The 23,840-nt window shown below is 61.7% G+C and carries 26 protein-coding genes; 9 read left to right on the top strand and 17 right to left on the bottom strand.

All coding sequences use genetic code 11. The features are described 5' to 3' along the window. Positions 1–17: 17 nt before the first annotated feature. The 3 genes from RPE78_RS10650 to RPE78_RS10640 all read right to left on the bottom strand — a co-directional run bounded on the left by RPE78_RS10650 (position 18) and on the right by RPE78_RS10640 (position 3,808). Complete coding sequence (locus RPE78_RS10650) at positions 18–662, bottom strand: tetratricopeptide repeat protein (RefSeq protein ID WP_339106953.1); 645 nt, start codon at positions 660–662, stop codon at positions 18–20. 129 nt (positions 663–791) lie between these two features. After that, positions 792–2,633, bottom strand: a complete 1,842-nt coding sequence (locus tag RPE78_RS10645; RefSeq protein ID WP_406720528.1) for an ABCB family ABC transporter ATP-binding protein/permease — start codon at positions 2,631–2,633, stop codon at positions 792–794. Positions 2,634–2,701: 68 nt separating this feature from the next. Next, positions 2,702–3,808: a LysM peptidoglycan-binding domain-containing protein gene (locus tag RPE78_RS10640; RefSeq protein ID WP_406720527.1), complete on the bottom strand. Its 1,107-nt coding sequence runs from the start codon at positions 3,806–3,808 to the stop codon at positions 2,702–2,704. A 143-nt stretch (positions 3,809–3,951) separates the two neighbouring features. Here RPE78_RS10640 and RPE78_RS10635 point away from each other — a divergent pair, with 143 nt between their 5' ends. Then, positions 3,952–4,512 (top strand): TIGR00730 family Rossman fold protein, encoded by a 561-nt coding sequence (locus RPE78_RS10635; RefSeq protein ID WP_339106950.1) that lies wholly within the window; start codon positions 3,952–3,954, stop codon positions 4,510–4,512. 16 nt (positions 4,513–4,528) lie between these two features. Here RPE78_RS10635 and rarD read toward each other — a convergent pair whose 3' ends face one another. From rarD to RPE78_RS10620, 3 genes are all read right to left on the bottom strand, one after another. Beyond that, the gene (gene rarD, locus RPE78_RS10630; protein WP_406720526.1) at positions 4,529–5,431 is read right to left on the bottom strand and encodes an EamA family transporter RarD; all 903 of its coding nucleotides are present in this window, start codon (positions 5,429–5,431) and stop codon (positions 4,529–4,531) included. Positions 5,432–5,674: 243 nt separating this feature from the next. Next, positions 5,675–6,142: a host attachment family protein gene (locus RPE78_RS10625; protein ID WP_339106948.1), complete on the bottom strand. Its 468-nt coding sequence runs from the start codon at positions 6,140–6,142 to the stop codon at positions 5,675–5,677. A gap of 139 nt (positions 6,143–6,281) precedes the next feature. Then, on the bottom strand, positions 6,282–6,881 hold the full coding sequence (locus tag RPE78_RS10620; RefSeq protein ID WP_339106947.1) for a superoxide dismutase: 600 nt from the start codon (positions 6,879–6,881) through the stop codon (positions 6,282–6,284). A 262-nt stretch (positions 6,882–7,143) separates the two neighbouring features. Here RPE78_RS10620 and RPE78_RS10615 point away from each other — a divergent pair, with 262 nt between their 5' ends. After that, positions 7,144–7,701 carry an NADPH-dependent FMN reductase gene (locus RPE78_RS10615; RefSeq protein ID WP_406720525.1) on the top strand — a complete coding sequence of 186 codons (558 nt, stop codon included), beginning with the start codon at positions 7,144–7,146 and terminating at the stop codon, positions 7,699–7,701. A gap of 69 nt (positions 7,702–7,770) precedes the next feature. Here the strand turns inward: RPE78_RS10615 and RPE78_RS10610 are convergent, their stop codons facing one another. From RPE78_RS10610 to RPE78_RS10585, 6 genes are all read right to left on the bottom strand, one after another. Next, on the bottom strand, positions 7,771–8,256 hold the full coding sequence (locus RPE78_RS10610; protein ID WP_339106945.1) for a cytochrome b/b6 domain-containing protein: 486 nt from the start codon (positions 8,254–8,256) through the stop codon (positions 7,771–7,773). A 155-nt stretch (positions 8,257–8,411) separates the two neighbouring features. Then, positions 8,412–8,972, bottom strand: coding sequence for a sarcosine oxidase subunit gamma (locus RPE78_RS10605; RefSeq protein ID WP_406720524.1), 561 nt, complete (start codon positions 8,970–8,972; stop codon positions 8,412–8,414). Beyond that, on the bottom strand, positions 8,965–11,916 hold the full coding sequence (locus RPE78_RS10600; RefSeq protein ID WP_406720523.1) for a sarcosine oxidase subunit alpha family protein: 2,952 nt from the start codon (positions 11,914–11,916) through the stop codon (positions 8,965–8,967). The genes RPE78_RS10605 and RPE78_RS10600 overlap by 8 nt, the downstream gene beginning before the upstream one ends. Next, positions 11,913–12,239, bottom strand: coding sequence for a sarcosine oxidase subunit delta (locus RPE78_RS10595; RefSeq protein WP_339106942.1), 327 nt, complete (start codon positions 12,237–12,239; stop codon positions 11,913–11,915). Before RPE78_RS10595 ends, RPE78_RS10600 begins: the two co-directional genes overlap by 4 nt. Before the next feature lie 45 nt (positions 12,240–12,284). Next, entirely contained in the window at positions 12,285–12,446 is a 162-nt protein-coding gene (locus tag RPE78_RS10590; RefSeq protein ID WP_339106941.1) for a DUF1071 domain-containing protein, read from the bottom strand. A 124-nt stretch (positions 12,447–12,570) separates the two neighbouring features. Next, positions 12,571–13,818 carry a sarcosine oxidase subunit beta family protein gene (locus RPE78_RS10585; RefSeq protein WP_339109441.1) on the bottom strand — a complete coding sequence of 416 codons (1,248 nt, stop codon included), beginning with the start codon at positions 13,816–13,818 and terminating at the stop codon, positions 12,571–12,573. Between the two features lie 272 nt (positions 13,819–14,090). Between RPE78_RS10585 and ccmI the strand changes: the two genes are divergently transcribed. Genes ccmI through RPE78_RS10570 form a run of 3 tightly spaced genes read left to right on the top strand, consistent with a single transcriptional unit; the run spans position 14,091 to position 16,287 of the window. Next, on the top strand, positions 14,091–15,617 hold the full coding sequence (ccmI, locus tag RPE78_RS10580; protein ID WP_406720522.1) for a c-type cytochrome biogenesis protein CcmI: 1,527 nt from the start codon (positions 14,091–14,093) through the stop codon (positions 15,615–15,617). Then, positions 15,614–16,090 (top strand): Holliday junction resolvase RuvX, encoded by a 477-nt coding sequence (ruvX, locus tag RPE78_RS10575; protein ID WP_339109439.1) that lies wholly within the window; start codon positions 15,614–15,616, stop codon positions 16,088–16,090. Before ccmI ends, ruvX begins: the two co-directional genes overlap by 4 nt. Beyond that, entirely contained in the window at positions 16,090–16,287 is a 198-nt protein-coding gene (locus RPE78_RS10570) for a DUF1289 domain-containing protein (RefSeq protein WP_339109438.1), read from the top strand. Before ruvX ends, RPE78_RS10570 begins: the two co-directional genes overlap by 1 nt. A gap of 21 nt (positions 16,288–16,308) precedes the next feature. On the opposite strand, the gene RPE78_RS10565 is transcribed toward RPE78_RS10570, so the two are convergent. Next, complete coding sequence (locus tag RPE78_RS10565) at positions 16,309–17,400, bottom strand: ABC transporter ATP-binding protein (protein WP_406720521.1); 1,092 nt, start codon at positions 17,398–17,400, stop codon at positions 16,309–16,311. Between the two features lie 124 nt (positions 17,401–17,524). Then, positions 17,525–18,307, bottom strand: coding sequence for an SDR family oxidoreductase (locus RPE78_RS10560; protein ID WP_339109436.1), 783 nt, complete (start codon positions 18,305–18,307; stop codon positions 17,525–17,527). A gap of 148 nt (positions 18,308–18,455) precedes the next feature. Between RPE78_RS10560 and RPE78_RS10555 the strand changes: the two genes are divergently transcribed. Further along, on the top strand, positions 18,456–19,448 hold the full coding sequence (locus RPE78_RS10555; protein ID WP_339109435.1) for a Hint domain-containing protein: 993 nt from the start codon (positions 18,456–18,458) through the stop codon (positions 19,446–19,448). 9 nt (positions 19,449–19,457) lie between these two features. Here RPE78_RS10555 and RPE78_RS10550 read toward each other — a convergent pair whose 3' ends face one another. Together RPE78_RS10550 and RPE78_RS10545 are read right to left on the bottom strand one after the other, a co-directional pair. Further along, positions 19,458–19,769: a Rho termination factor gene (locus RPE78_RS10550; protein ID WP_406720520.1), complete on the bottom strand. Its 312-nt coding sequence runs from the start codon at positions 19,767–19,769 to the stop codon at positions 19,458–19,460. A 53-nt stretch (positions 19,770–19,822) separates the two neighbouring features. Next, entirely contained in the window at positions 19,823–20,425 is a 603-nt protein-coding gene (locus RPE78_RS10545; protein WP_406720519.1) for a hypothetical protein, read from the bottom strand. A gap of 149 nt (positions 20,426–20,574) precedes the next feature. Here RPE78_RS10545 and RPE78_RS10540 point away from each other — a divergent pair, with 149 nt between their 5' ends. The 3 genes from RPE78_RS10540 to RPE78_RS10530 all read left to right on the top strand — a co-directional run bounded on the left by RPE78_RS10540 (position 20,575) and on the right by RPE78_RS10530 (position 23,313). Then, positions 20,575–22,170, top strand: a complete 1,596-nt coding sequence (locus tag RPE78_RS10540) for a peptide chain release factor 3 (RefSeq protein ID WP_339109432.1) — start codon at positions 20,575–20,577, stop codon at positions 22,168–22,170. Further along, the gene (locus tag RPE78_RS10535) at positions 22,167–22,649 is read left to right on the top strand and encodes a DUF6869 domain-containing protein (RefSeq protein ID WP_339109431.1); all 483 of its coding nucleotides are present in this window, start codon (positions 22,167–22,169) and stop codon (positions 22,647–22,649) included. Before RPE78_RS10540 ends, RPE78_RS10535 begins: the two co-directional genes overlap by 4 nt. Positions 22,650–22,785: 136 nt before the next feature. Next, positions 22,786–23,313, top strand: a complete 528-nt coding sequence (locus tag RPE78_RS10530; protein ID WP_339109430.1) for a VPLPA-CTERM sorting domain-containing protein — start codon at positions 22,786–22,788, stop codon at positions 23,311–23,313. A 96-nt stretch (positions 23,314–23,409) separates the two neighbouring features. Here the strand turns inward: RPE78_RS10530 and RPE78_RS10525 are convergent, their stop codons facing one another. Continuing rightward, positions 23,410–23,832: an OsmC family protein gene (locus RPE78_RS10525; protein WP_406720518.1), complete on the bottom strand. Its 423-nt coding sequence runs from the start codon at positions 23,830–23,832 to the stop codon at positions 23,410–23,412. Positions 23,833–23,840 lie beyond the last annotated feature (8 nt).

Below are 23,840 nucleotides of genomic sequence, written 5' to 3'. Positions count from 1 at the left end.
CCTGCCCGCGCAAGGGCTCAGCCCTGTTTCATCTCGCCACCAAGGGCCACAATAAGCTGCGTCAGGCGTTGCTGCACCCCCGAGGTCAGATCAGCCTCCTGCAGCATGGATTGCGCCTGGCTGATGGCCTCATCTGTTTTGCCATCTGCCACCAGCACCAGAATCTGCTGTTCCTGTGCCAGTTCGGAATAGGGCGCTCCGGGCTTGGCCAGATCGGCCAGCATGGCATCGCGTTCGGACGCGGGCATCTGCGCCCCTTGCGCAAGGATCAGTTTCAGACGCGCCAGATCGTGCAAGCTGGGCGGCAGGGCCTGATTATCGGCGGCGGCCTGAAAATGGGTCACGGCCTGATCGGTCTTGCCGTCCTCCAATGCGGTGGCCCCTGCCACCAGATCCAGCACACCGGCCCGCGCCCCTTCGGCCGGAACATCTTTCAGCGCCGCCAGCGGATCTTCGGCTTTCATCGCCGCCATCACCCCGTCGCCAAAGCTTTGCGCCGCAGCATCACGCTGCTGGGTCTGGTATTCGTTCCATGCCGCCCCGCCCACAATGGCAAGCACCGCCAGAACGCCCACCCATCCCCAGCGTTTGAACACGCGGTAAAGACGGTCGCGACGCACCTCTTCGGTGACTTCGTCGATGAAACTGTCGGTCTCGCTCACGGGCCGCACTCCTTCGTCTTGCCAGCGGGTCGCAGAAGAATCCCGCCTGTCGGGCGAAGCTTGCCCGACCTGTTCCGGCCTTTCTTATACGCAAGCCTCCCCATCCGGCAAGGGCAGGCGGGCACAGGGCTAGCTTTGAGCCCCGTCTTCACGTTCAATTTCTGCCGATTGGCGCGCCCACATACGGGCATAGCGCCCGCCCTTGGCCAAAAGCGCCTCGTGGCGCCCCCGTTCGACGATCTCGCCCGCCTCCATCACGACAATCTGATCCGCATCGACAATGGTCGAGAGGCGGTGCGCGATGGTGATCACCGTGCGCCCCTGCCCCGCCTCGGCCAGCGAGGCCTGAATATCGCGCTCGGTCTGGGTATCCAGCGCCGAGGTCGCCTCGTCCAGCAGCAGGATTGGCGGGTTTTTCAGAATGGTGCGGGCAATCCCCACGCGCTGCTTCTCGCCGCCCGAAAGCTTCAGCCCGCGCTCGCCCACCTGCGTGTCATAGCCCTCGGGAAGGCTTTCGATGAAGTCGTGGATACGGGCGGCTTTCGCGGCGGCGATCACCTCGTCGCGCGTGGCCTGCGGGCGGGCATAGGCGATATTATAGCCCACACTGTCGTTAAACAGCACCGTATCCTGCGGCACGACACCGATCGCCGCATGCAGCGAGGATTGCGTCACATCGCGCAGATCCTGTCCGTCAATCTCGACCCCGCCCCCCGTCACATCATAAAAACGGAACATCAACCGGCCGATGGTCGATTTCCCCGACCCCGAGGGCCCGACCAAAGCCACCGTCTGGCCCGGCGCCACATCAAGGCTGATGCCCTTCAGGATCGGGCGTTCGGGCATATAGTGGAACCGCACATCGCGGAAGGTCACATGCCCGCCCGTCACCTGCAAGGGCGTCGCATCGGGTTTATCCTGCACCTCGGGGCGCTGCTCCAGCAGGTCATGCATCTCGCCCATATCGGTCAGACCCTGCCGAATATTGCGATAGACCGAGCCAAGGAAATTCAGCGGCGTGGTGATCTGGATCATATAGGCCTGTACCATGACAAAATCGCCCACGCTCAGCGCCCCGCGCATGGTCTCCATTGCCGCCATCACCATCACCGCACACAGTCCGGACGAGATGATCAGCGCCTGCCCTGCATTCAGAAAGGCCAGCGAGCGATCGGTGCGGATCGCGGCCTTCGCATAATCCGCCATAGAGGCATCGTATCGCGACATCTCCCACGCATCGGCATTGAAATATTTGACCGTCTCGTAATTGAGCAGACTGTCGATCGCCTTCTGGTTGGCCTCCTGATCGGCCTTATTCATCCGCTGGCGCACCCGCACCCGCCATTCGGTCACTTTCAGCGTGAAGACCACATAGGCCATGATCGTCACCAGCAGCACCAGCGCATAGCGCCAGTCGAAAGCGACGGCGAAAATCACCAGCACGAAGAGCATCTCGATGACCATCGGCAGAATGTTGAACAGCAGGAATGACAGGAAGACCTCGCTGGCCTTCACCCCCCGTTCGATAATCCGCGTGATCGCGCCGGTCTTGCGCCCGATGTGGTATCGCAGCGACAACATATGCATATGCCGGAAAGTCTTGAGCGCGATATCCTTGGTCGCGCGCATCTGCACCGGCGCGAAAATCGCATTGCGCAATTCGCTCACGCCCGAAGACAGAAACCGTGCCACCCCATAGGCCACGGTCAGCGCGACCGCCCCGAGCGGCAGCAGAAGCGCCGGATCGCGGGCATCACCCGACAGCGTATCGACGGCGAGCTTGTAAAGATAGGGCGTCAGCAGGGTGATGACCTTGGCCGTCACCAGCAGCAGCATCGCCCACACCACCCTGCGCCGGACCCAAGCGGCCTCGGCAGGCCACAGATAGGGCAGGATAAAGCGGATCAGCGTCCAGCCGCGCTTGCGGTCGGCCTTGGCGTCATCGGAGGGCAAAGAGGTATCGGGCGGCATATCTGGCATCTTTCGGCTGGGCTGCCCGCCGCAACCTAATCAAACAGGACGTCTCTGCCAACCCGCGGTTATTGCGGCAGATTGAAGACCTGTCCGGGATAGATCAGATCGGGATTGCGGATCTGGTCGCGATTGGCCTCGAATACGCGGACATAGAGAAACCCGTCGCCATAGGCCGCATGCGCAATGGCCCAAAGCGTATTGCCCGGCTGCACGGTCAGGATCTTGGCCTCTGTCGCAGCGCCATTGCTTTCGGCCACCGCATCGGCAAGGACCTGCGGCGTCTCGCGCAGGAAGGGCGTTTCGGCCCGCGACACCACCTGACCATCCGCCGCCACCGCATCGACCCGCAGCTGGTAGGTGCCCGGCGCGATCTCGGGTAGATCAAGCTGCCACCCCGTCTCGTTGCGGCGCGCAGGCGCGGATAGGGCCACCTGACGGTTGTCCAGATAGACCACCAGCCGAGCGCCATCGGCCAAGCCCCGTCCGGCAATCACCACATCGCCTTTCGCGTCATAGGAAAGGGTGTCTATCGCCAGACGGTCCAGCGCCGGCCCGAGCACACGCGCGCCCTGCGCATCGGTGATGATCGGACGCGGGGCGGCGGCGGGCGGGGTATCGGGCGCGGGGACCGCATCCGCCACCGCTTCCGAGGCGACCGGCACCGCCAGAAGCGGCGCGATCTGCAATGTCTCGGGGCTTTCGACAGCCGCCTGCCCCGCCCACGCCACCCGCAAACGGACAGATTGCGGCACATCCGACGGCGTGACCTCGAACTGTGTGGCGAAACTGCCGGCGGCATCGGCCACCACTTCGGCCATAACGGCGCCATCCACCAGCACCGTCACATGCGCGTCGGGCGCGGCACGACCGGCCAGCGTCACGGCCCCGTCAGGCGTGACATGCAGATTGTCGAAGCGCCCGCGGTCGGGATCGACCTCTGGCGCGGGCGCTTGTGCGACAGAAAGACCGGCCCCGGCCCGCCCGGTGGCCGTTACAGCACTAGGGGCCGTCGCATCAGGGACCGTCGCAGACACGGGCGGCGCGGCATCCGGTGCCGTGTCTGGCGCGGGCGACGGATCGGGCAGATGGCGCATCCACCAAAGCCCCGCCCCCCCGACAAGGGCTGCCATTACGACCCCGAGGATCAGGTGTTTTCGTGATACCGTGCTCATTGCGTGCGAACTCCTTGGGACCCGCACCCCGCGCTCTTCCCTTGCGGGAGCCTAGCGGCGGGCGTATGACCATACAACAAGTTTATGCAAGGCAGGCCCCTGCAAACCCGCTGATATTCCGAGCAAAAAAGAAAGAGATTCCCATGACCCAGCCCCGCCCCTCCGTCTGCGTCTTCTGCGGTTCCCGTCTTGGTGCGCAACCAAGCTACGAACAGGCCGCGACCGAGACGGGCCGGATGCTGGCGCATCGTGGCTGGCGGCTGGTTTATGGCGCAGGCGATGTGGGGCTGATGGGGGCGGTTGCCCGCGCCACACAACAGGCACAGGGAGAGACCTTCGGCGTTATCCCCGAACACCTGTTCTCGCGCGAGGTCGGCAAGCGTGACCTGACCAGCTATATCGTCACCGAAACCATGCATGAGCGCAAAAAGGTGATGTTCATGAATTCGGATGCCATCGTCTTGCTACCGGGCGGGGCCGGTTCGCTTGACGAGATTTTCGAAGTTCTCACATGGCGTCAGATCGGCCTGCACAAAAAACCGATTTTCATCCTGAATACCGATGGATACTGGGAGCCTCTGCGCCGCCTGATCGAGCAGGTGATCATCGAGGGCTTTGCCGATCCCAGCCTTGGCACTTTCCTGACATGGGCCGACACGGTGCCCGCGCTTGAAGCCGCACTGGACGCCGCCTTCACCGCCTGACCCCCTGCCTGCCAAATCACGCGGAGGGCTGGGCCTTCCGCGCAGCGCCCCGAAACCCCGACAGCGAATAAAGCGCCAAGGCCAGCCAGATCACCGGCAGGACCATCATCTGCACCGGTTGCAAGGGGTCGGCCAGCAGCAGCACCGCCACGGTCAGCTGTAGCGTCGGGTTGAGATATTGTATCAACCCCAGCGTCGCCAGACGCAGGCGTTGGGCCGCGTAGGAAAACAGCATCAGCGGCACCGCTGTCAGGCAGGCCGAGAGCACCAGAAACAGCGTCTCTGTCGTATCGCGCCCGAAATGTCCGGCATGGGCAGGGCCGAACCAGCCCAGTTCCAGCCCGATCAGATACACCGCCGATATCGGAGCCAGCACCAGAACCTCGACAGTCACCGTGACCAGCGGTTCGGTTTTCAGCTGTTTCTTGATCAACCCGTACATCCCGAACGTCACTGCCAGAATCAGCGGAATAACCGGCGCATGGCCCTGTGCGATGCCCATATAGATCACCGCCACAGCGACCAGCCCAATGGCCACCACCTGCAGGCTGCCCAGCTTTTCACGCAGGACGACCACCCCCAGCATGACCGAAAGCAGCGGCGAGATATAATAGCCGAAGCTCGCCTCCACCGGATGCCCGTTATGGATCGCCCAGACATAGGTGAACCAGTTCGCCGTTACGCAAAGCGACGCCAGAGTGATGATGCCAAGCGACTTCGGCCGCAGCGCCACACGCAGCGCCGGCAGCTTGCCCTTTAGTGCCAGAATGATCATGAACAGCACCGCCGACCAGAGCGTCCTGTGGGCAAGCACCTCGATCACCGGCACACGGCGCAAGACCGCAAAGAACAGCCCCGACAATCCCCAGATCGTGCAGCAACTGATGATTGCAACAACACCCTTGCCTGCTTCGGTCATATCATTCCCGCCCTGTCAGATCACCTGACCCAAAGCGGCCAGACAGGCGGTGTGCGCCTCGACCGGCAGAAAAGCAAGCCTCTGCCGATGCCAGTGCCCCCTGCCCCAATGCACAATGCCGCCCCCGAAGGTGCGGCATCGGCAGAGACGTCCCCGCAGAGCGACAAAACGTCGGAGATAGCGGCCCGAGGTGCCGAGGCACGCGCCTTATCCGCCACCGCGCCTTGGCACCAAACGCAAAGCCTAGGCGGCCAGATCGGCGCAGAGCCAGCGTTCGATCTGGTCGCGCGGCGCATTGGTATAGGTTTTCGGAATTTCCGCCACCAGCTTATCGGTGACCTCCTTATGCAGCGCAGGCCGAAGCACCCCCAGCACCTTCGGGCTGGCCGCGATCACGAGACGCTTATAGGCGCCCCTATGGGCCAGCTTATAAAGCTGTTCGGCCAGATCCTCGGCGAAACGGTCCTTGGCCAGCTGGTGCCAGTCGGTCTCGTCAAAGGCCGATTTCTGCCCCGGCCCGTTATCGGCCATCCGGCCCGGACGGTCGGTGCCCTGCGCGCGGTCGGGCGGGTTCTCCTGCATGGCGACATGGCGCACTGTCAGATTGGGGTCTTTCGCATCGGTGATATTTTCCAGAAATAGCGCCTTCTCGCCATCCGCGATCACCACCCATGTGCCGGTATCCAGTTTCTTGGTATCGAGCTTGGCCATAGCTGCCTCCTTCTTTCCGTGAACAGTGGAAAGAAAACGCCCGCCCCGCAGGCCCGTTCCGACACGGGCGTTCACAGCCCGGTGGGGTAAACAAAAAAGGCGCCCCTCGGGGCGCCTTTCGTCAGGGATCGTGCTCGGGTCACAGACGCGAGGCGACATTTTCCCAGTTGACCAGCTTGTCGAGGAAGTTCGACAGGTAGGCCGGACGCTTGTTGCGGAAATCGATGTAGTAGGAGTGTTCCCACACGTCGCAGCCCAGCAGAGCGGTCTGACCAAAGCACAGCGGGTTCACGCCGTTTTCGGTTTTGGTCACCTTCAGCGCGCCATCGGTGTCTTTCACCAGCCACGCCCAGCCCGAACCGAACTGGCCCGCGCCTGCTGCGGCGAAATCTTCCTTGAACTTATCGACCGAACCGAAGGACTCGGTGATCGCTTTTTCCAGCTCGGTCGGCATGGTTTTGCCCGCCGGACCCATCATTTCCCAGAACTGGGTGTGGTTCCAGTGCTGCGAGGCATTGTTGAAGATGCCGTTTTGCGCCACTGCCGAAGCATTATAGGTGCCTTTGATGATCTCTTCGACCGATTTGCCTTCCCATTCGGTGCCAGCAATCAGCTTGTTGCCGGTGGTGACATAGGCGTTGTGGTGAAGGTCGTGGTGATATTCCAGCGTTTCCTTCGACATGCCCAGATCGGCAAGTGCGTCATGTGCATAGGGAAGATCGGGAAGTTCGAAAGCCATGGGTAAACCCCTTCTTGACGGATAGTGAATGTCTTCGCGCTCAATAGAAGCCCGCTAACGGCCGAGGTCAAGGGGCTGTTCTGTGCCCGCAACAGAAAATATGGCATTTCCCTCAACTATTTCAGCACCTTGCCCCAAGACCCACAGCCCCTGACAAAGCTGGTGCAGGGCTGCACAGGTTCTGTCCTTATTTGAGGCATTGCGACAGCCGCCCGCCGGATCTACCTTTCCGTCAAACGGGTGGTTGACCCGTGAATTGGAGATGAAAATGTCTAAGAAAATTGCCATTCTTGTGGGATCGCTGCGCAAAGGGTCCTTCAACCGTATGATCGCACAGACGCTTGTAGACGAAGCCCCCGAGGGCTACGAATTCGCCTTTGTCGAACTGGGCGATCTGCCGCTTTACAACCCCGATCTCGACGAGGGCGACGTTCCCAGCCAGTGGACCCGCCTGCGCGCCGATATCAAATCCGCCGATGCCGTGATGTTTGTCACCCCCGAATATAACCGCTCGGTGCCCGCCTCGATCAAGAACGCGCTCGATATCGGGTCGCGCCCCTATGGCCAGAGTGTCTGGGCCGGCAAACCGGCGCTTGTCGTTTCGGGCTCGATGGGCGGCATTGCGGGCTTTGGGGCCAACCACCATCTGCGCCAGTCGCTTGTCTTCCTTGATATGCCGGTAGTGCAGCAACCCGAGGCCTATATCGGGGCCATCCACACCCTGTTCGACGAAAACGGCAAGATGTCCAATGAGGGCACCCGCGAATTCATGGGCAAGATCATGGCAGCCTTCGACGCATGGATCAAAAAGCTGGCCTAAGCGCCGGTTCGAGATCATAGCAGACAGGAAAAGGGCACCCGTTCGGGTGCCCTTTGGCTATCGGGCGATCTAACGCTCCGGTTTCATCATCCGCACAAGCAGGCCGTCTTTCAGCACATATTGGTGGAAAATGCCCATTGCGGCATGAATTCCCGCAAGGATCAGCAAGGCATTGGCCAGCAGCGCATGGATATCCCCCGCCGCATCAAGGCCCAAAAACCACACAGCCATTCCCAGCAAGGGCACGACAAACAACAGAAGATAGAGCAGGCGATGCCCCCAAAGCCCCGCCATCTTGAAAAGCCCCTCGCCCGGCACATCGGGTGCCCCGCGGGTCTTGCGCAAAACAGCGCGCAGCAGGGTCAGTACCAGCACCGCCACCCCGACCCAGACATGGATCTGCGGGTTCAGCGGCAGCGGGCCGGTTGTGCCCTCAAGATGCTGATGGGCCGCCTTCCCCATGCCTTCGCTATAGAAATAGTTGAACACGACCAGAATGGCGACAGACCAGTGCAATAAAATCTGTAATGACGAATATCCCGATTTCTCTGACATAGACGTTCTATCCTTAGGTTGAAGTGCGGGTAAAACCCGATTGAAAATGCTCTATTCCCGTTCGCTTACACCTACCTGACAACATGATAGCCCAAAGACACAAAAACGCGCCGAAAATTTTCCGACGCGCTTTCGTATCTTACAGGCGGGGCAGATTAGAACAGCTCGCCCCCCGGCCGGGCGCTGACCTCCAGCAAGCCCATCACATAGGTCGCATAAGAGCGGAAGCAAACCAGCGACAGCTGCTCGTCACCCGACCACCAGACCGCCGCCGCCGTCTGGGCGGTGCGGGTGCGGCGGACCTCGTCGCGGGCCATCGTGCCGAAATCGATGGGCGAGATCTTCATCACCACCTCGGCGGCACGCGCCCCCGTCACGGTGAAGATCGAACGCGCCTCGGACACATTCGCCACAAGGAAATGCTCGCCCTTCAACGAGGTCTCCATCGCATGGGCCACCGAGACAGCATCGGCATAGGGCACAAGGATCAACAGCTCGTCGGGGCTCATCCATAGCACCGATTTCGCGCCCTTGGTCACTACTTTGCGCGGTTCGGGCAGCGATAGCCCCAGCCACTCAAGCGCATCGGCCAGTGCTTTCGACCCGAAATCGGCGCGCAGGGTGATCATCCCCTGCAGGCCGCCTTCCGCCACGGTGCAGAAACCGGACACCGTCTTGCCATTCAGCGCACTTACAGCGGTCATTGCCTCAGACATCCTGCTTTGCTCCTTCTTTGTCGAAGAACACCGGATCAACGATCCGACATTTCACGAGACCGGTTTCATTCTGGAACTCGATCTCTTCGCCCATCCGGTCCGGCCCGCGATGGACAAGCGCCATCGCAATGCCCTTCTTGAGCGTCGGGGAATAATAGGTCGAGGTCACGCGGCCTTGGGTATTGCGCTGGCCCATATCGTTATTGCCGGGCGCGGGCGCATAGACGCCATCGGGCAGAACCGAGCCATCCAGCGTTTCCAGACCGACCAGACGCCAGCGGTCGGGGCTGACCATGGCCTTGCGCGAATGGGCGCGCTTGCCAAGGAAGTCTTCCTTCTTCTTGGAGATCGCCCAATGCAGACCCAGATCCTGCGGGATGACGGTGCCATCGGTCTCGTCGCCGATCATGATAAAGCCCTTCTCGGCCCGCATCACATGCAGCGCCTCGGTGCCATAGGGCATCACGCCGAATTCCTGACCCGCTTCATAGAGCTTTTCCCAAAGCGCCAGACCCATATTGGCCGGGGCCGCGATCTCGTAGGACAACTCGCCCGAGAAGGAGATCCGGAAGATGCGCACCGGAATACCGGCCAGCTCGCCCTCTTTCCATTCCATGAAGGGCAGAGTCTCCTTGGACACATCCATGCCGCCGAGTTTCTCCAGAAGCTTGCGCGCTTTGGGGCCAACCACGGCGATCTGGGCGTAATTCTCGGTGACATTGGCGGTATAGACCTTCCAGTCCCACCACTCGCATTGCAGCCAGTCTTCCATCCAGTCGTGGATATGCGCGACACCGCCCGAGGTGGTATGCACAAGGAAGGTATCCTCCGACAGACGTGCAACCACACCGTCATCCATCAGGAAGCCGTTTTCATTGCACATCAGGCCATAGCGGCATTTGCCGACCTTCAGCGTGGACATCATATTGGTATAGAGCATGTCGAGGAATTTCCCCGCATCCGGCCCTTTGACCAAGATCTTGCCCAGCGTCGAGGCATCCAGCATCCCCACATTCTCGCGGGTGTTCAGGATCTCGCGGTTGACCGACTGGCGGTGCGTCTCGCCCGCTTTGGCATAGGTATAGGGGCGGCGCCACTGGCCGACGGGTTCCCAATGGGCGCCCATCTTCTCGTGCCAGCCCTGAATGGGCGTGCGGCGCAGCGGCTGGAACAGATCGCCACGTGCCTCACCCGTGACCACACCGAAGGAGATCGGCGTATAGGGCGGGCGGAAGGTAGTGGTGCCGGTCGCGGGGATCGCCTGACCCAGCGCATCCGACAACACGGCGAGGCCGTTGATATTGGAGAGTTTCCCCTGATCGGTGGCCATGCCGAGCGTGGTATAGCGCTTGGTATGTTCGACCGACTCGTAGCCCTCGCGCGCGGCCAGCTGCACGTCCGAGACCTTCACATCGTTCTGGAAATCGAGGAAGGATTTGAAGCGCAGCGCATCCGGCGCCCCTGCGGGCATCTGCCAGACGGCCATCATCGGGTCTTCGGGTTCGCATTGCATATCGACGCCCGCCTCGGTGCCGATATCGGCCAGCGACAGCTTGCCATTGGCCGCCCCCACCGGAACACAGAGTGCTGCACCATCATGCGACAGCGGCGGCGCATCAAGGTTCGGCACGAACATCGCATTCGCCTCGTCCCAGTTCAGCTTGCCACCGACATGCGACCACAGGTGCACGACCGGAGACCAGCCGCCCGACATGGCGACACAGTCACAGGCGATGGTCTCGACCACCCCGCCCTCGCCGTTCTGGGCGCAGATCTCGACGCCCGTCACGGATTTCGACCCCAGCACCTTGGTGATGCCACGGCCTTCCAGCACGCGCACGCCGCGCGCCTTCATCTCGGCGGCCAGCGCACCAGTGGCGGCGGGGCGGGCGTCGATGATCGCGGGCACCGTCAGGCCCGCATCCAGCAGCACTTTGGCGGTGCGATACGCATCGTCGTTATTGGTAACGATCACGGTGCGGTCGCCGGGGCTGACGGCCCAGTTCACCACATAGTCGCGCACAGCCGAGGCCAGCATCACGCCCGGCACATCGTTGCAGGCGAAAGACAGCGGACGCTCAATCGCGCCGGTCGCCGTAACTACCGTCCCCACACGCATGCGCCACAGACGGTGGCGCGGTTTGCCCGAACCGGGTTCGCTGTCACCTGCAGTGTCATAGCCCAGCACATAGCCGTGGTTATAGAGACCTGAGATCATGAAGCGGGTGCGCAGGGTGACGTTTTCCATCGCCTCCAGCTTGGCGATCGAGGCATCGACCCAAGCCTGCGGCTCCATGCCCTCGATCAGCCCGCCATCCACAGGCGCACGACCACCCCAAGCGGCGGTTTGCTCGACCAGCCAGACGCGCTTGCCCTCGCCCGCCGCTTTCAGCGCGGCTGCGATACCGGCCACGCCACCGCCTGCAACCAGCACGTCGCAATAGGCGTATATCTGTTCGTAACGGTCGACATCGGCCTCTTTCGGCGCATCGCCCAGACCCGCGGCGCGGCGGATGATGGGTTCATAAAGATGCTTCCATGCGGCTTTCGGCCCCATGAAGGTCTTATAGTAGAAACCCGCAGGGAAGAACTTATAGAGCTTGTCGTTGATGATCCCGACGTCATTCTCAAGGCTCGGCCAGTGGTTCTGGGTCTTCACCTCGGCCTGATCGAACAGAAGGGTCGTGGTGGTGCGCTGGTCGGGTTCGAACCGCGCATTGCGGCCAAGGCCCACAAGCGCGTTGGGCTCTTCCGCGCCCGAGCCAACAAGGCCGCGCGGGCGGTGATATTTGAACGACCGACCCAGCAGCGTCTGGCCATTGCCAAGGATTGCCGAGGCCAGCGTATCGCCCGCAAAGCCGCGCATGGGTTTGCCGTTGAAGGTGAAGGTCAGGGATTTCGCGCGGTCGATCAGGCGACCGCCTTTGGACAGACGGGTGCTCATTTGCTGTAACCTTCGAAGTCGGGGCGTTTGGCGCGGATGGCATCGATCACATCTTGCGGCGGCTCTTTGGTCTGGGCCGAATAGGTGGCGAAGACCTCCAAGGTCACAGTGCAGCGCGCGGCCAGAAACCACTTGCCGCAGCCTGCGGAATGGCGCCAGCGCTCGAAATGCACGCCCTTGGGGTTTTTACGCGTGAAGAGGTAAGTCTCGAACTCGGCATCGCTAGAGCCCGGCCCGAAGCGGGTCAGATGCGCCTCGCCGCCATAATGCAGTTCGGTTTCTTCGGCTTTGATGCCACAGCAGGGGCATTGAAGGATCAGCATAGGCGCGCTCCCTGAAGACGGGGGCGCGCTTGGGGGCTGCGCCCGTTAGTTGTTATTGTCACCCGGCAGATCGATCTGGATCTCGGGCTCATCCTTTTGCGGGACATCGCCGCCCGACCAGATATACCAGCCAAGACCCGCGACGATGACGATGAGCGCCCCGATGAGGAAGCTCTTGGTGTTGCCGCTACCGTTACCTTCGGACATGTGTCGTATTCCTTCTGAAGCATGTTCAGAGGCGTAACAGAGCCGTGAGCGGAAAGGTTCCGCCCGAATATGTGTTTTTCTGCCGTGGCGGGCAGATGCCCCGCCCTGACCGAAACCGCGCCCATCAGTGTGCCACCCCTGCGGCCACGGATTCATCGACGAAGCGGCCTTCGGTGAAACGGTCAAGGCCGAAGCCCTTGGCCAACGGCCCCGGCTCGCCCTTGGCGATCAGCTCGGCCATCGCCCAGCCAGACCCCGGAATGGCCTTGAAGCCACCGGTGCCCCAGCCGCAGTTGACGAAGATATTCTTGACCGGCGTTTTCGACAGGATCGGTGAGTGGTCGCCCGTGATATCCACAATCCCGCCCCATTGGCGCAGCATCTTCAGACGCGAGATGATCGGATAGGTCTCGACGAGCGAACGCACGGTTTCCTCGATCGTGTACCACGACCCGCGCTGGGAATAGTTGTTGGGGTGGTCGATACCGCCGCCCAGCACCAGCTCGCCCTTATCGGACTGGCTGATATAGCAGTGCACGAGGTTCGCCATCACGACCACATCGATACAGGGCTTGACGGGTTCGGACACCCAAGCCTGAAGCGCCACAGATTCCAGCGGCAGACGGAAGCCCGCCATATTGGCGACGGTGCCCGCATGCCCTGCGGTGACAATCGACAGCTTCTCGCAATCAATCGCGCCCTTGGTGGTGTCGATGCCACGCACCTCACCGTTCTCGGTGCGGATGCCGGTGACTTCGCATTTCTGGATGATGTCCATGCCCATATTGGAACATGCGCGGGCCAGACCCCATGCCACCGCATCGTGGCGCGCGGTGCCACCGCGTTCCTGGTACAGCGCGCCCAGAACCGGATAGCGCGGCCCGTCGATATTGAGAATCGGCACAAGGCTTTTGACCTCTTCGCGGCCGATCCATTTGGTCTCGATGCCCTGTAGCTGGTTGGCATAGACGGTGCGCTTGTAGCCGCGCATCTCATGCTCGGATTGCGCCAGCATCAGAAGGCCGCGCGGCGAGAACATGATGTTGTAGTTCAGGTCCTGGCTCAGACCCTCGTAAAGCTGGAGCGCCTTGTCGAAAATACCCGCCGAAGGGTCCTGCAGGTAGTTTGAACGGATGATCGTGGTGTTCCGGCCCGTGTTGCCGCCGCCAAGCCAGCCTTTCTCGATGATCGCGACATCCTTGATGCCATGAACCTTGCCCAAGTAATAGGCGGTCGCCAGACCATGCCCGCCCGCGCCGATCACGATGACCTTGTATTTGCGCTTGGGCTCTGGGCTGCGCCAGGCTTTTTCCCATCCGGCGTGATAACGCATCGCCTCGCGCGCAACGGCAAAGATGGAATATTTCCGCATGCCCCGGCTCTCCTGTCCTGAAATCGTTCAACACGGGTCACCGCCCGCCTTCCCCTTTTTGATGGACCCGCAGGCCCGAGGAAAGCCTCCCAGTCGCGGCATTTTTCGTCTAAATGCGACACGCGTTTAAAATGACGCGTTTTCAGGGGGCATCTGTGCCATTCGCCGCGCGACTAGGACGTTATTGGGGGTCACTTTCGTGCCAAATTCAGGATAAAGCTTCCGTAGAGCACCGGTTTTGCCTAAGGGAAGACGGGCAAGGGGAAGTATAGATGCTGTTCTGGATTCTAATCGCCGTCATTTTGGTGCTTGTCGCGCTGATCTTTCTGCTCCCGCTGTGGCGTCAGCGCGACGAAGCGGATGAAAGCGACACCACCGAGCGCCATGATATGCAGGTCTATCGGGACCAGTTGGCCGAGGTCGACCGCGATCTGGCCCGCGGCATCCTTTCTCCTGACGAGGCCGAACGGGCACGGATCGAAATCTCGCGCAAGCTGCTAGAGGCCGACCGTGCCGCACGGGCCGCATCAGCCCCGCCCCGCGCGCCCAAAGCAGCGCGACTGGCGATCAGCGTGGTGATTCTGGCCTGCCTTGGCGGCGCGGCGGGGCTGTATCTGGATCTGGGCGCGGATGGCTATGCGGACCAGCCGATCAATGCGCGGCTGGCCTTGGCGGATCAAAGCTATCTGGGCCGCCCGCATCAGGATCAGGCAGAGGCCGATTTCGCCAAAAAATACCGCAAGCCTCAGGTCGATGCGCAATTTTCCGCATTGATGGACAGGCTCCGCGATGCCGTGGCAGCCCGTCCCAATGATCCGGCAGGGCTGCGGCTTCTGGCGCGCAACGAAATCAATGTCGGCAATCTGCATGCCGGAGTGGCGGCACAGGAAAAACTGATTGCCGTTCTGGGGGACAAGGCGACCGCAGAGGATGCGGCCAGTCTGGGCGAATACCGGGTGATCGCGGCTGGCGGTCTGGTCACGCCCGAAGCCGAAGCCGCCTTTGGCAAGGCCGTAACGCTTGACAAATCCAACGGGCGCGCACGCTATTACATCGGCCTGATGATGGCCCAGAATGGCCGTCCCGACCGGACCTTCCGCATCTGGGATGCCCTTTTGCGCGACAGCACACGGCAGGATGACTGGGTGCAGCCGGTGCTGGACAATATGCCGACCGTTGCATGGCTTGCAGGCCAGCCCGATTACCAACCTCCGGAACTGGGCACGCTCGGTCCGAGCCTTGCGGACCTGATCGCAGCCGAGAAGCTGCCACAGGACCAGCGCGCCAGCGCCCTGTCCGACAAGGTGAACGCCCTGCAGACCCAACTGGCCAATCGCGGCGGCAGCGCGGAAGACTGGGCCACGCTTCTGGCTGGCCTGCGGCTTCTGGACCAGTCCGAACAGGTGACGGCCATCCTCTCGGAGGCGCGCGGCGTCTTTGCCAAGGCCCCCGAGGCCCTGACCCTGCTGGATCAGGCCGCCGAGGGCAAATGGCCCTTTGATGTGGCGGCTGCGGGCCAGAAGGGCCCCAGCGCGGAAGACGTCAGGAATGCACAGGATATGACGCCGGAAGACCGGCAGAAGATGATTCAGGGCATGGTCGACGGGCTGGTGGAACGGCTTGAGACCGAAGGCGGAGACGCGTCCGAATGGGACCGTGGCCTGCGGGCCCTGATGACCCTGAACCAGACCGACCGCGCGGCAGATCTTTACGCCAAGGCGCAGACCGCGCTGGCCGATGATCCCGCCGCACTTGCCCATATCACCGCCACCGCAAAACAGATCGGGCTTGCGCAATGATTTTTGAAGACATCACCGAATTTGCCGCCGCCCTGCCTCGTATGGGCTCGATCCTCGGGCTGGATCTGGGCACCAAAACCATCGGGGTGGCGGGGTCGGATATGCTGCGCTCGGTGGCCAGCCCGATCCTGACCATCAAGCGCACCAAATTCACCGCCGATGCCGAGGCTCTTTTCCGGATTGTGGCCGAACGCGAGACCTGCGCGATCATCCTCGGCCTGCCGATGAACATGGATGGTTCGGAGGGACCGCGCGCCCAATCGACCCGCGCCTTTGCCCGCAATATCGCGCGGATGCAGGACCTCCCCATCGGCTTCTGGGACGAACGCCTGTCCACCGTCGCTGCAGAACGCGCCATGCTGGAGGCCGACCTGTCGCGCGCCAAACGCGCCGAGCGGATCGACAATGTGGCCGCGAGCTTCATTCTGCAGGGGGCGCTGGACCGTCTGGCCAATCTGACCCGCAGCACCTGATGGCCCGCATCAAAAGCCCCTGCCGCAATATCTGTACCTTCGATCCGGCCAGCCAGACCTGCCTCGACTGTCTGCGCTCACTCGACGAGATCGCGCGCTGGGGAACGATGTCGCATATGGAACGGCAGAAGATCCTCAAGGACCTGCCACGGCGGCGCAAGGCCGCGCCCCCCACCCCCGACGCCGCCAAGGCATAGACGCCTGCGGGCAACCGGACGTCAGGTGACCGGAAACACGAAGCAACGGTCGCGCCGGATCATCAGCCACATCGGCGTGCCCGCTTTCGGCAGGAACACATTGGGCACCGTCGCCTTCAATACCGAACCGTCATATTCCATCCGGAATTCCACAAGGCTCTCGCGTCCCATGAAGCGGGCGCGTTCGACAAGGGCGCGTGCGGCGGTGCCATCTTGCGGCGTCGGCAAAGGCCCCTGCCCTGCACGGTCGAAATCGATTTTCAGATGCTGCGGGCGGATCACGATATCCACCTCGGAGCCATCCGCGCGTCCCGGCGCCAGAAATTCCCCGAAGGGCGTGCGGGTCAGCGCGCCTTCGACACGTGCACGGATCACATTGATATCCGAGAAGAAACTGGCCGCCGCGCGATCCACAGGCGCGTTATACAGATTATAGGGCGCGCCCCCCTGAACAATACGCCCACCGCGCATCAGCAGGATCTCGTCGGCCATCCGCATGGCCTCTTGGGGTTCGTGTGTCACCAGCAGAACGGCGGTACCTTCCTCTTTCAGAAGCGCCAGCGTCTCGTCGCGGATATCGTCACGCAGACGCTCATCCAGCCCCGAAAAAGGCTCGTCCATCAACAGGATACGCGGGCGCGGCGCCAATGCGCGGGCCAGAGCCACGCGCTGCTGTTCGCCGCCCGACAACTGGTGGGGAAAATCGTCGATATGATGGGCCAGATGCACACGGTCCAGCAATTCCTCGACCCGCTGGCGCTTGACCCGTGACGGCCCCGAAAGACCGAAGGCGACATTCTCTGCCACAGAAAGATGCGGAAAAAGCGCGAAATCCTGAAACATGAGGCCAATCGCGCGGCGCTCTGGCGGCACGCGGAACACGGTGTCGCAGATCAGGGTGCCATCCACCAGAATCCGGCCACGATCCTGCATCTCGACGCCCGCGATCATCCGCAATGTCGTGGACTTCCCGCAGCCAGACGGGCCAAGCAGACAGGTCACCTGCCCCGCGCGGATACTGAAGGACACATCCTCCACCGCCATACGCCCCTCGAAGCTGCGAAACAGCCCCTGAACTTCTAGGCGCGGCGGGATCTGGGCGGTGGGGCTCATGGCGGTCCTGTTCTCGGCGGGGCGGATGGAAAACGACTGCGCCGTCCTTAGAGAAAAACAGGCGTTTTGCCAATCATCACCTGCGGCGAAAAGGGCGCAATACGCGCCCCTTCCGTCTTGGGGATTACACCGAGATATTCGCGGCCCCGCCATCCAGCATGATATTCTGCCCGACGATGAACCCCGCATGCTGCGAACACAGGAAGGCGCACATGGCCCCGAATTCGGTCGTTGTGCCATAGCGGCCCGCCGGAATGGTCTTGGCACGGCGGGCTTTGGCTTCCTCCATGCTGATGCCTTCCGCCTTGACCACATTGCTGTCCAAAGACACGGCGCGATCTGTCGCATGGATGCCGGGCAGCATGTTGTTGATGGTCACACCGCTGCCTGCAACCTGCCGCGATGTGCCCGCCACAAAGCCCGTCAGCCCCGAACGGGCCGAGTTCGACAGGCCAAGCTGGGCAATCGGCGCACGGACGGATTGCGAGGTGATATTGACGACACGCCCCCAGCCGCGTTCCATCATCGCGGGCAGCACCGCCTGCATCATCGCAATCGGCGCCAGCATATTGGCATCAAGCGCCTTGATGAAATCATCGCGATTCCAGTCAGACCACAGCCCCGGAGGCGGCCCGCCCGCATTATTGACAAGAATGTCGATCCCCTCGCCTGCCGCCGCCATCACCTTGGCGCGGCCTTCCTCGGTGGTGATATCTGCGGCCACCGGCGTGACGCTGACACCGTAGGTCTTGGCGATCTCCTGTGCGGCCGCGTCCAGAACATCCGCCGAGCGCGCATTGAGGATCAGATCGACCCCTGCCTCGGCCAGTGCCTCGGCGCAGCCACGCCCCAGACCTTTAGATCCGGCACAAACAATGGCCCGTTTTCCGCGAATACCCAAATCCATGCGACCCTCCTAAATTTCAATCATCCCAACAGCTATCACTCTGCTCTTGGGTCGCAAGCCTAAGATTGACACAGTCATGCCTTTCTTAAGCCATCGTCAGGAAATATAGGTTAATACCAGATATTCACGCCACGATAGTCCTGTCCTCATGAGCCTAGCAACCTTGCAAACCACGCAGACTGTCCATGTTTTCGATGCCAACCTGTTCTGGGTCACCGCCGGTGCCAATCAGGGCGACGGGTTGGATCTGGCCGCCTTCTGCGTGCCCGGCGATGTCTATCAACTCGATCGCGACGCCCGCCCGCTGCGGCTGATGTTCGAGGTCGACGGGGACAGTCAGCGCATCGCGGAAGGGTCGGATATCGGGCAGAGCGGCCAACCGATCGAGGTGGTCTCGCGCCATGTGCTGATGGCCCCCGAAGGCGATAGCGTGGATATGCTGTTGCTGCGCAATAGTGCGGATGACACGCTGTTTGTGCTGCCGATGTCCCCGATCGCCGCGCGGGTCGATTATACCTTGCTCGAAGCGCATGAAGACCCCGGATCGGCACGACTGACCGACCTGATCTGCGTGGCCTTTACCACCGGCACCATGATCACCATTGCAGGCGGTGCGCAGCGTCCTATCGAAACCCTGCAACCGGGCGACCGTATCCTGACCCGCGATAACGGCCCGCAGCCGCTGCGCCTGATCACGAAATCCACCATGCGCGCCTTCGGCAGCTTCGCGCCGGTGGTGATTTCCAGTGGCACATTGGGCAATGAGGGCGACCTTGTGGTCAGCCCGCATCACCGGCTGTTCCTGTATCGGCGCGGCCCCGCCCGCATCGGCCATACGGCAGAGTTGCTGGTGCAGGCCAAGCATCTGGTTGATGACGAACATGTCTGGCGCCGCGAGGGCGGATATGTCGATTATTACGCGCTGATTTTCGACCGTCACGAAATCATCTATGCCGAGGGCATCCCCATCGAAAGCCTGATGGTGACGGAGGCAAGCCTGTCGCAAATGCCCGAACAGCTGACCGCCGAAATCCGTGCCCGCATGCCGGATCTGGCACATAAGCCGCATTTCGGCACCGAGGCAGGCCGCGAGATGCTGGAGCGTATCGGGCGCGACACGCTGTTCAGCAAGCGCCGCTGAGAGACGGGATCAATGGCGCCGGAGCGCCTTGATCAGCTGTGGCTTTGTCATGCCGGACCGCCCGTCGATCCCAATCTCCTGCGCATGACGATAGAGCGCGTGCTTGGTCCATTCCTCGTAACGGGGGGCCTTGCCGCCCTTTTCGGAGGGATGCAGATGGGGATTGGCATGGGCATTGGAAATGCGCGCCGCCTTCTCCTTCGACATCCCCTTGCTACGCAGGGTGTCGTAAAGGTCCGCGTCTTTCAAAGCGGGATTGTTCTGGCTGGCGGTTTTCCCGGGGGTCCGCCGATGCGGGGTTCGGTGACCAGACTGGGCCATGATGATGTCCTCCATTTGCGGCAAAACATCATGACCCGCCCTCCGGTTCCGTCTTAGCGTTCGCCGATCACCGCCAGATAGTAATCGCTCTGCACCCCGTTTTCGGTTGCGGTCATCGTGTCGGGCGAGGCCGCCAGACCGATGCCATCGTAATCATCCCCGACAAAGGTCCCCGTCGCCTGACCGTCCACCACCACGGTCTTGCCACCTCCCGTCACATTGCCCGAGACATCCGCGTCAATCTGCGCCGTTCCGGCCAGATCCGTGATGGTGCCGTTGGTGATATCCAGACGACCGCTGGCAGAAGACAGCTTGGTGGCACCATCCGCCGCCTCGGCATATCCGAACTGCTCCACATGTCCGCTCAGACTGTCATCACCGAAATCCGCCGTCAGCGTCGCTTTGCCGATGAACCCGTTTTCTTCCGCGTCATTCACCAGAACACCATAGCCGTTATAGGTCGCGCGGCCCGAGCTCGGCAGATTGTCGTAATCGGTCAGACCTTCGGTCTGCTCGAGCGCATCGAGGCGCTCAGCGGCCGCCGCTGCATTCAGCGCCATTGCCTGAGTGCCCGACGCGCCGGATCCGCCACCGCTGCCGCCACCGCAGCCGGCCACAAGGCCAATCACACAAATCAATGCAAAACCATTCTTCACAGCAGAATCTCCAATAACGATCACGGGCACGTTACCGAAAATATGCAAGAGGTCAAAGACCTTTCGAACTCTGCGCTGCGAGGCGTTCCGGCAGGAAGGGACACGCTTCATAATTGCCATGTCGCACGGGCCATTGTATGAGGCGATCCATGAGCAACCGTCCCGAACTCCCGCCTGAAATCGCCCGCCGCCGGACCTTCGCGATCATTTCGCACCCCGACGCTGGCAAGACCACACTCACCGAAAAGTTCCTGCTTTTCGGCGGCGCCATCCAGATGGCCGGACAGGTCCGCGCCAAGGGCGAGGCACGCCGGACGCGCTCGGACTTCATGCAGATGGAAAAAGACCGCGGGATCTCGGTCTCGGCATCGGCAATGTCCTTCGATTACAAGACCTTCCGCTATAATCTGGTCGATACGCCCGGCCACTCGGATTTCTCGGAAGACACCTACCGGACGCTGACGGCGGTGGATGCGGCGATCATGGTGATCGACGGGGCGAAGGGGGTGGAAAGCCAGACCCAGAAGCTCTTCGAGGTCTGCCGGTTGCGCGACCTGCCCATTCTGACCTTCTGTAACAAGATGGACCGCGAATCCCGCGATGTCTTCGAGATCATCGACGAGATTCAGGAAAACCTTGCCATCGACGTCTCACCGGCTTCGTGGCCCATTGGCATCGGGCGCGATTTCCTTGGCGCCTATGACATGCTCAACGACCGGTTGGAACTGATGGACCGTGCCGACCGCAACAAGGTGGCGGAATCGATCAAGCTGGAGGGGCTCGATGACCCCAAACTTGAAGAGCATATTCCCGAAGACCTGCTGGCCAAGCTGCGCGAAGAGGTCGAGATGGCCCGCGAGCTTCTGCCCGCCTTCGACCGTCAGTCCTTCCTCGAGGGCCATATGACACCCATCTGGTTCGGCTCGGCGATCAACAGCTTTGGGGTGAAGGAGCTGATGGACGGGATCGGCAATTACGGCCCCGAGCCGCAGCCCGCCAATGCCGCCGAACGCCAGATCGCGCCCGACGAAAAGAAAGTGCAGGGCTTTGTTTTCAAGGTGCAGGCCAATATGGACCCCAAGCACCGCGACCGCGTGGCCTTCGTGCGCCTGATTTCGGGCCATTTCGAACGCGGTATGAAGCTGATGCATGTGCGCTCGAAAAAGCCGATGGCGATCTCCAGCCCCGTGCTGTTCCTTGCCGCCGACCGGGAACTGGCGGACGAGGCATGGGGCGGCGATATCATCGGTATCCCGAACCACGGCCAGTTGCGCATTGGGGATGCGCTGACCGAAGGCGAGATGCTGCATATCACCGGCATCCCGTCCTTCGCGCCGGAACTGCTGCAGGCGGTCCGCGCCACCGACCCGATGAAGGGCAAGCACCTTGAAAAGGCGCTGATGCAATTCGCCGAGGAAGGGGCTGCGAAAGTCTTCAAGCCGATGATCGGCTCGGGCTTTATCGTGGGCGTTGTGGGCGCGCTGCAATTCGAGGTTCTGGCCAGCCGAATCGAACTGGAATACGGCATTCCGGTGCGATTCGAGCCGTCGCAATTCACTTCGGCCCGCTGGGTTCTGGGCAATGGCGACGCGAAAGAAAAGCTGATCAATGCCAACAAGCAACATATGGCGACCGATAATGACGGCGATCCCGTCTTCCTGACGCGCTTGCAATGGGACATCGACCGCGTGGTGCGCGACTATCCCGAGGTTACACTCTCGGCCACCAAGGAACTGATGCAGTGACCGGCCCGACCGTCCTGCCGCCGGACCTTCTGAGCCGGTTTCAGGACGATCCGGACTGCCCCGCAGGCCCCGTGACACTCGACGATCTGGCGGCGCACTGGCTGCGCGCGCCGCTGGATGGCCCCGTGACATGGGCGCAGGCCTGCGCCTATGTCATCACCGAAGTGCCTGATTGGGCATGGGAATTCATCACCTGCGCTTTGCCTCGCCTGTCCAGCCCGATGGAGGCGGTTCTCTTGGCCGCCGGCCCCGTGGAAGATCTCGTCAACAGCTCCGGTCTGATCATGATCGACCGGATCGAGGCCTTGGCCGAGAGCTCTGCACGGTTCCGATTCGTGCTGACCGGCATCGAATTCCCCCAGACCACCGACCCCGCATTGACCCCTGTTTACGAGCGGATCGCGCAGGCACGCGCAACGGCCATGCGGCGCGGCATTACAACCGGCGGCCCCCTTCCCCCATCAGACAACTCTGCTTAAAGTAAGCATAGTTATCAAAAAAATTTACAATTAGGGCTTGTAAAGTTAACTCTTTTCACGTCATGTTGACCAAGGGTAACCGCTCGCGGCCACTCCCTTCTGACATTTCGACTCCCCTTTTTGACGGAACCCACAAATGTTTAATATCAAAAACAAAATCGCGGCAGCGGCAGTTATGCTCACCGTCGCTGCAGGTTCGGCTTCTGCGACCACGCTCACCGTGGACGGGGGCTGGACGAGCTTCGAATTCGGCGAGACCGGCTCGAGCTTTAGTGATAGCTACGACTTCACCCTGAGCAGCTCTTCCTGGCTGCTGGTGACTGACGCTTACCAACCTGGGGATGTGTTCACGGTCACCCTGAACAATCTCTTCTCCATGATCACCAGCTCTGTCGATACCGAAGGTGCGTGGGAAGGCGATTACGACACCGCATGGCTGTCGGAAGACTTCTCCTCGCTGGGCGTCCTGCTGAACGCAGGCAGCTATTCGGTGACCGGCCTGGCATCGCTCTCGCCCTACGGGACCGGTGCGGGTGCTATCGGCCTGTTCAGCCAGCTTCCGGCAGATTTCGATGTTCCGGCAGTTCCGCTTCCGGCAACCGGCCTGCTGCTGGCCGGCGCCTTCGCGGGTGCCGCAGCCCTGCGCCGTCGCAAAAAAGCCTGATAGGCCAATCGGAAACGCCCGCCAGTATCCGGCGGGCGTTTTCATTTTCTCAAGGGCTCTCTCAAGCCCTCTTGCCCTGCGAAGAGCACGTGCAGCTTAGTTGACCGTCAGATCCAACGAGATCTCGCAATCCAGAAGTTTCGAGATCGGACAATTCGCCTTTGCCGTTTCCGCCGCCTTGCGGATCGTCTCGGCCTCGCCGGATGCCGTCACCGTGCAACTGAGCGCGGAAGAGGTCACGCTAAAGCCGTCCCCGTCTTTCTCCATCGAGATTTTTGCCGTCGTATCAATGACCGCATCGGTAATACCGGCCCCCGTCAACTGCCCCGACAAAGCCATCGAGAAACAGGCCGCATGGGCCGCGCCGATCAGCTCTTCGGGATTGGTGCCGGGCTTGTCTTCGAAGCGGGTATTGAAGCCATAGGGCTGGCCATCAAGCGCCTTCGACTGGGTCGAGACGGTGCCCTTCCCCTCTTTGATGCTGCCGTCCCAATGGGCAGAGCCGCGTTTGACGATCATAGCTTTCT

It is taken from the genome of Thioclava litoralis, assembly GCF_045278885.1.
In the GTDB taxonomy this organism is placed as follows: Bacteria; Pseudomonadota; Alphaproteobacteria; order Rhodobacterales; family Rhodobacteraceae; genus Thioclava; species Thioclava litoralis.
This window is presented reverse-complemented; position numbering and strand designations above follow the sequence as displayed.

Bases quoted from the DNA above. Each gene is read 5' to 3' on its own strand.
- RPE78_RS10640 (WP_406720527.1), bottom strand. From the start codon at position 3,808: ATGAGCACGGTATCACGAAAACACCTGATCCTCGGGGTCGTAATGGCA.
- RPE78_RS10590 (WP_339106941.1), bottom strand. From the start codon at position 12,446: ATGTCCGAAGGTAACGGTAGCGGCAACACCAAGAGCTTCCTCATCGGG.
- RPE78_RS10605 (WP_406720524.1), bottom strand. From the start codon at position 8,972: ATGTCTGAGGCAATGACCGCTGTAAGTGCGCTGAATGGCAAGACGGTG.
- RPE78_RS10525 (WP_406720518.1), bottom strand. From the start codon at position 23,832: ATGATCGTCAAACGCGGCTCTGCCCATTGGGACGGCAGCATCAAAGAG.
- RPE78_RS10645 (WP_406720528.1), bottom strand. From the start codon at position 2,633: ATGCCGCCCGATACCTCTTTGCCCTCCGATGACGCCAAGGCCGACCGC.
- ruvX (WP_339109439.1), top strand. From the start codon at position 15,614: ATGATTTTTGAAGACATCACCGAATTTGCCGCCGCCCTGCCTCGTATG.
- RPE78_RS10560 (WP_339109436.1), bottom strand. From the start codon at position 18,307: ATGGATTTGGGTATTCGCGGAAAACGGGCCATTGTTTGTGCCGGATCT.
- RPE78_RS10555 (WP_339109435.1), top strand. From the start codon at position 18,456: ATGAGCCTAGCAACCTTGCAAACCACGCAGACTGTCCATGTTTTCGAT.
- rarD (WP_406720526.1), bottom strand. From the start codon at position 5,431: ATGACCGAAGCAGGCAAGGGTGTTGTTGCAATCATCAGTTGCTGCACG.
- RPE78_RS10550 (WP_406720520.1), bottom strand. From the start codon at position 19,769: ATGGCCCAGTCTGGTCACCGAACCCCGCATCGGCGGACCCCCGGGAAA.
- RPE78_RS10570 (WP_339109438.1), top strand. From the start codon at position 16,090: ATGGCCCGCATCAAAAGCCCCTGCCGCAATATCTGTACCTTCGATCCG.
- RPE78_RS10620 (WP_339106947.1), bottom strand. From the start codon at position 6,881: ATGGCTTTCGAACTTCCCGATCTTCCCTATGCACATGACGCACTTGCC.
- RPE78_RS10615 (WP_406720525.1), top strand. From the start codon at position 7,144: ATGAAAATGTCTAAGAAAATTGCCATTCTTGTGGGATCGCTGCGCAAA.
- RPE78_RS10635 (WP_339106950.1), top strand. From the start codon at position 3,952: ATGACCCAGCCCCGCCCCTCCGTCTGCGTCTTCTGCGGTTCCCGTCTT.
- RPE78_RS10625 (WP_339106948.1), bottom strand. From the start codon at position 6,142: ATGGCCAAGCTCGATACCAAGAAACTGGATACCGGCACATGGGTGGTG.
- RPE78_RS10540 (WP_339109432.1), top strand. From the start codon at position 20,575: ATGAGCAACCGTCCCGAACTCCCGCCTGAAATCGCCCGCCGCCGGACC.
- RPE78_RS10565 (WP_406720521.1), bottom strand. From the start codon at position 17,400: ATGAGCCCCACCGCCCAGATCCCGCCGCGCCTAGAAGTTCAGGGGCTG.
- RPE78_RS10585 (WP_339109441.1), bottom strand. From the start codon at position 13,818: ATGCGGAAATATTCCATCTTTGCCGTTGCGCGCGAGGCGATGCGTTAT.
- RPE78_RS10530 (WP_339109430.1), top strand. From the start codon at position 22,786: ATGTTTAATATCAAAAACAAAATCGCGGCAGCGGCAGTTATGCTCACC.
- RPE78_RS10595 (WP_339106942.1), bottom strand. From the start codon at position 12,239: ATGCTGATCCTTCAATGCCCCTGCTGTGGCATCAAAGCCGAAGAAACC.
- RPE78_RS10610 (WP_339106945.1), bottom strand. From the start codon at position 8,256: ATGTCAGAGAAATCGGGATATTCGTCATTACAGATTTTATTGCACTGG.
- RPE78_RS10600 (WP_406720523.1), bottom strand. From the start codon at position 11,916: ATGAGCACCCGTCTGTCCAAAGGCGGTCGCCTGATCGACCGCGCGAAA.
- ccmI (WP_406720522.1), top strand. From the start codon at position 14,091: ATGCTGTTCTGGATTCTAATCGCCGTCATTTTGGTGCTTGTCGCGCTG.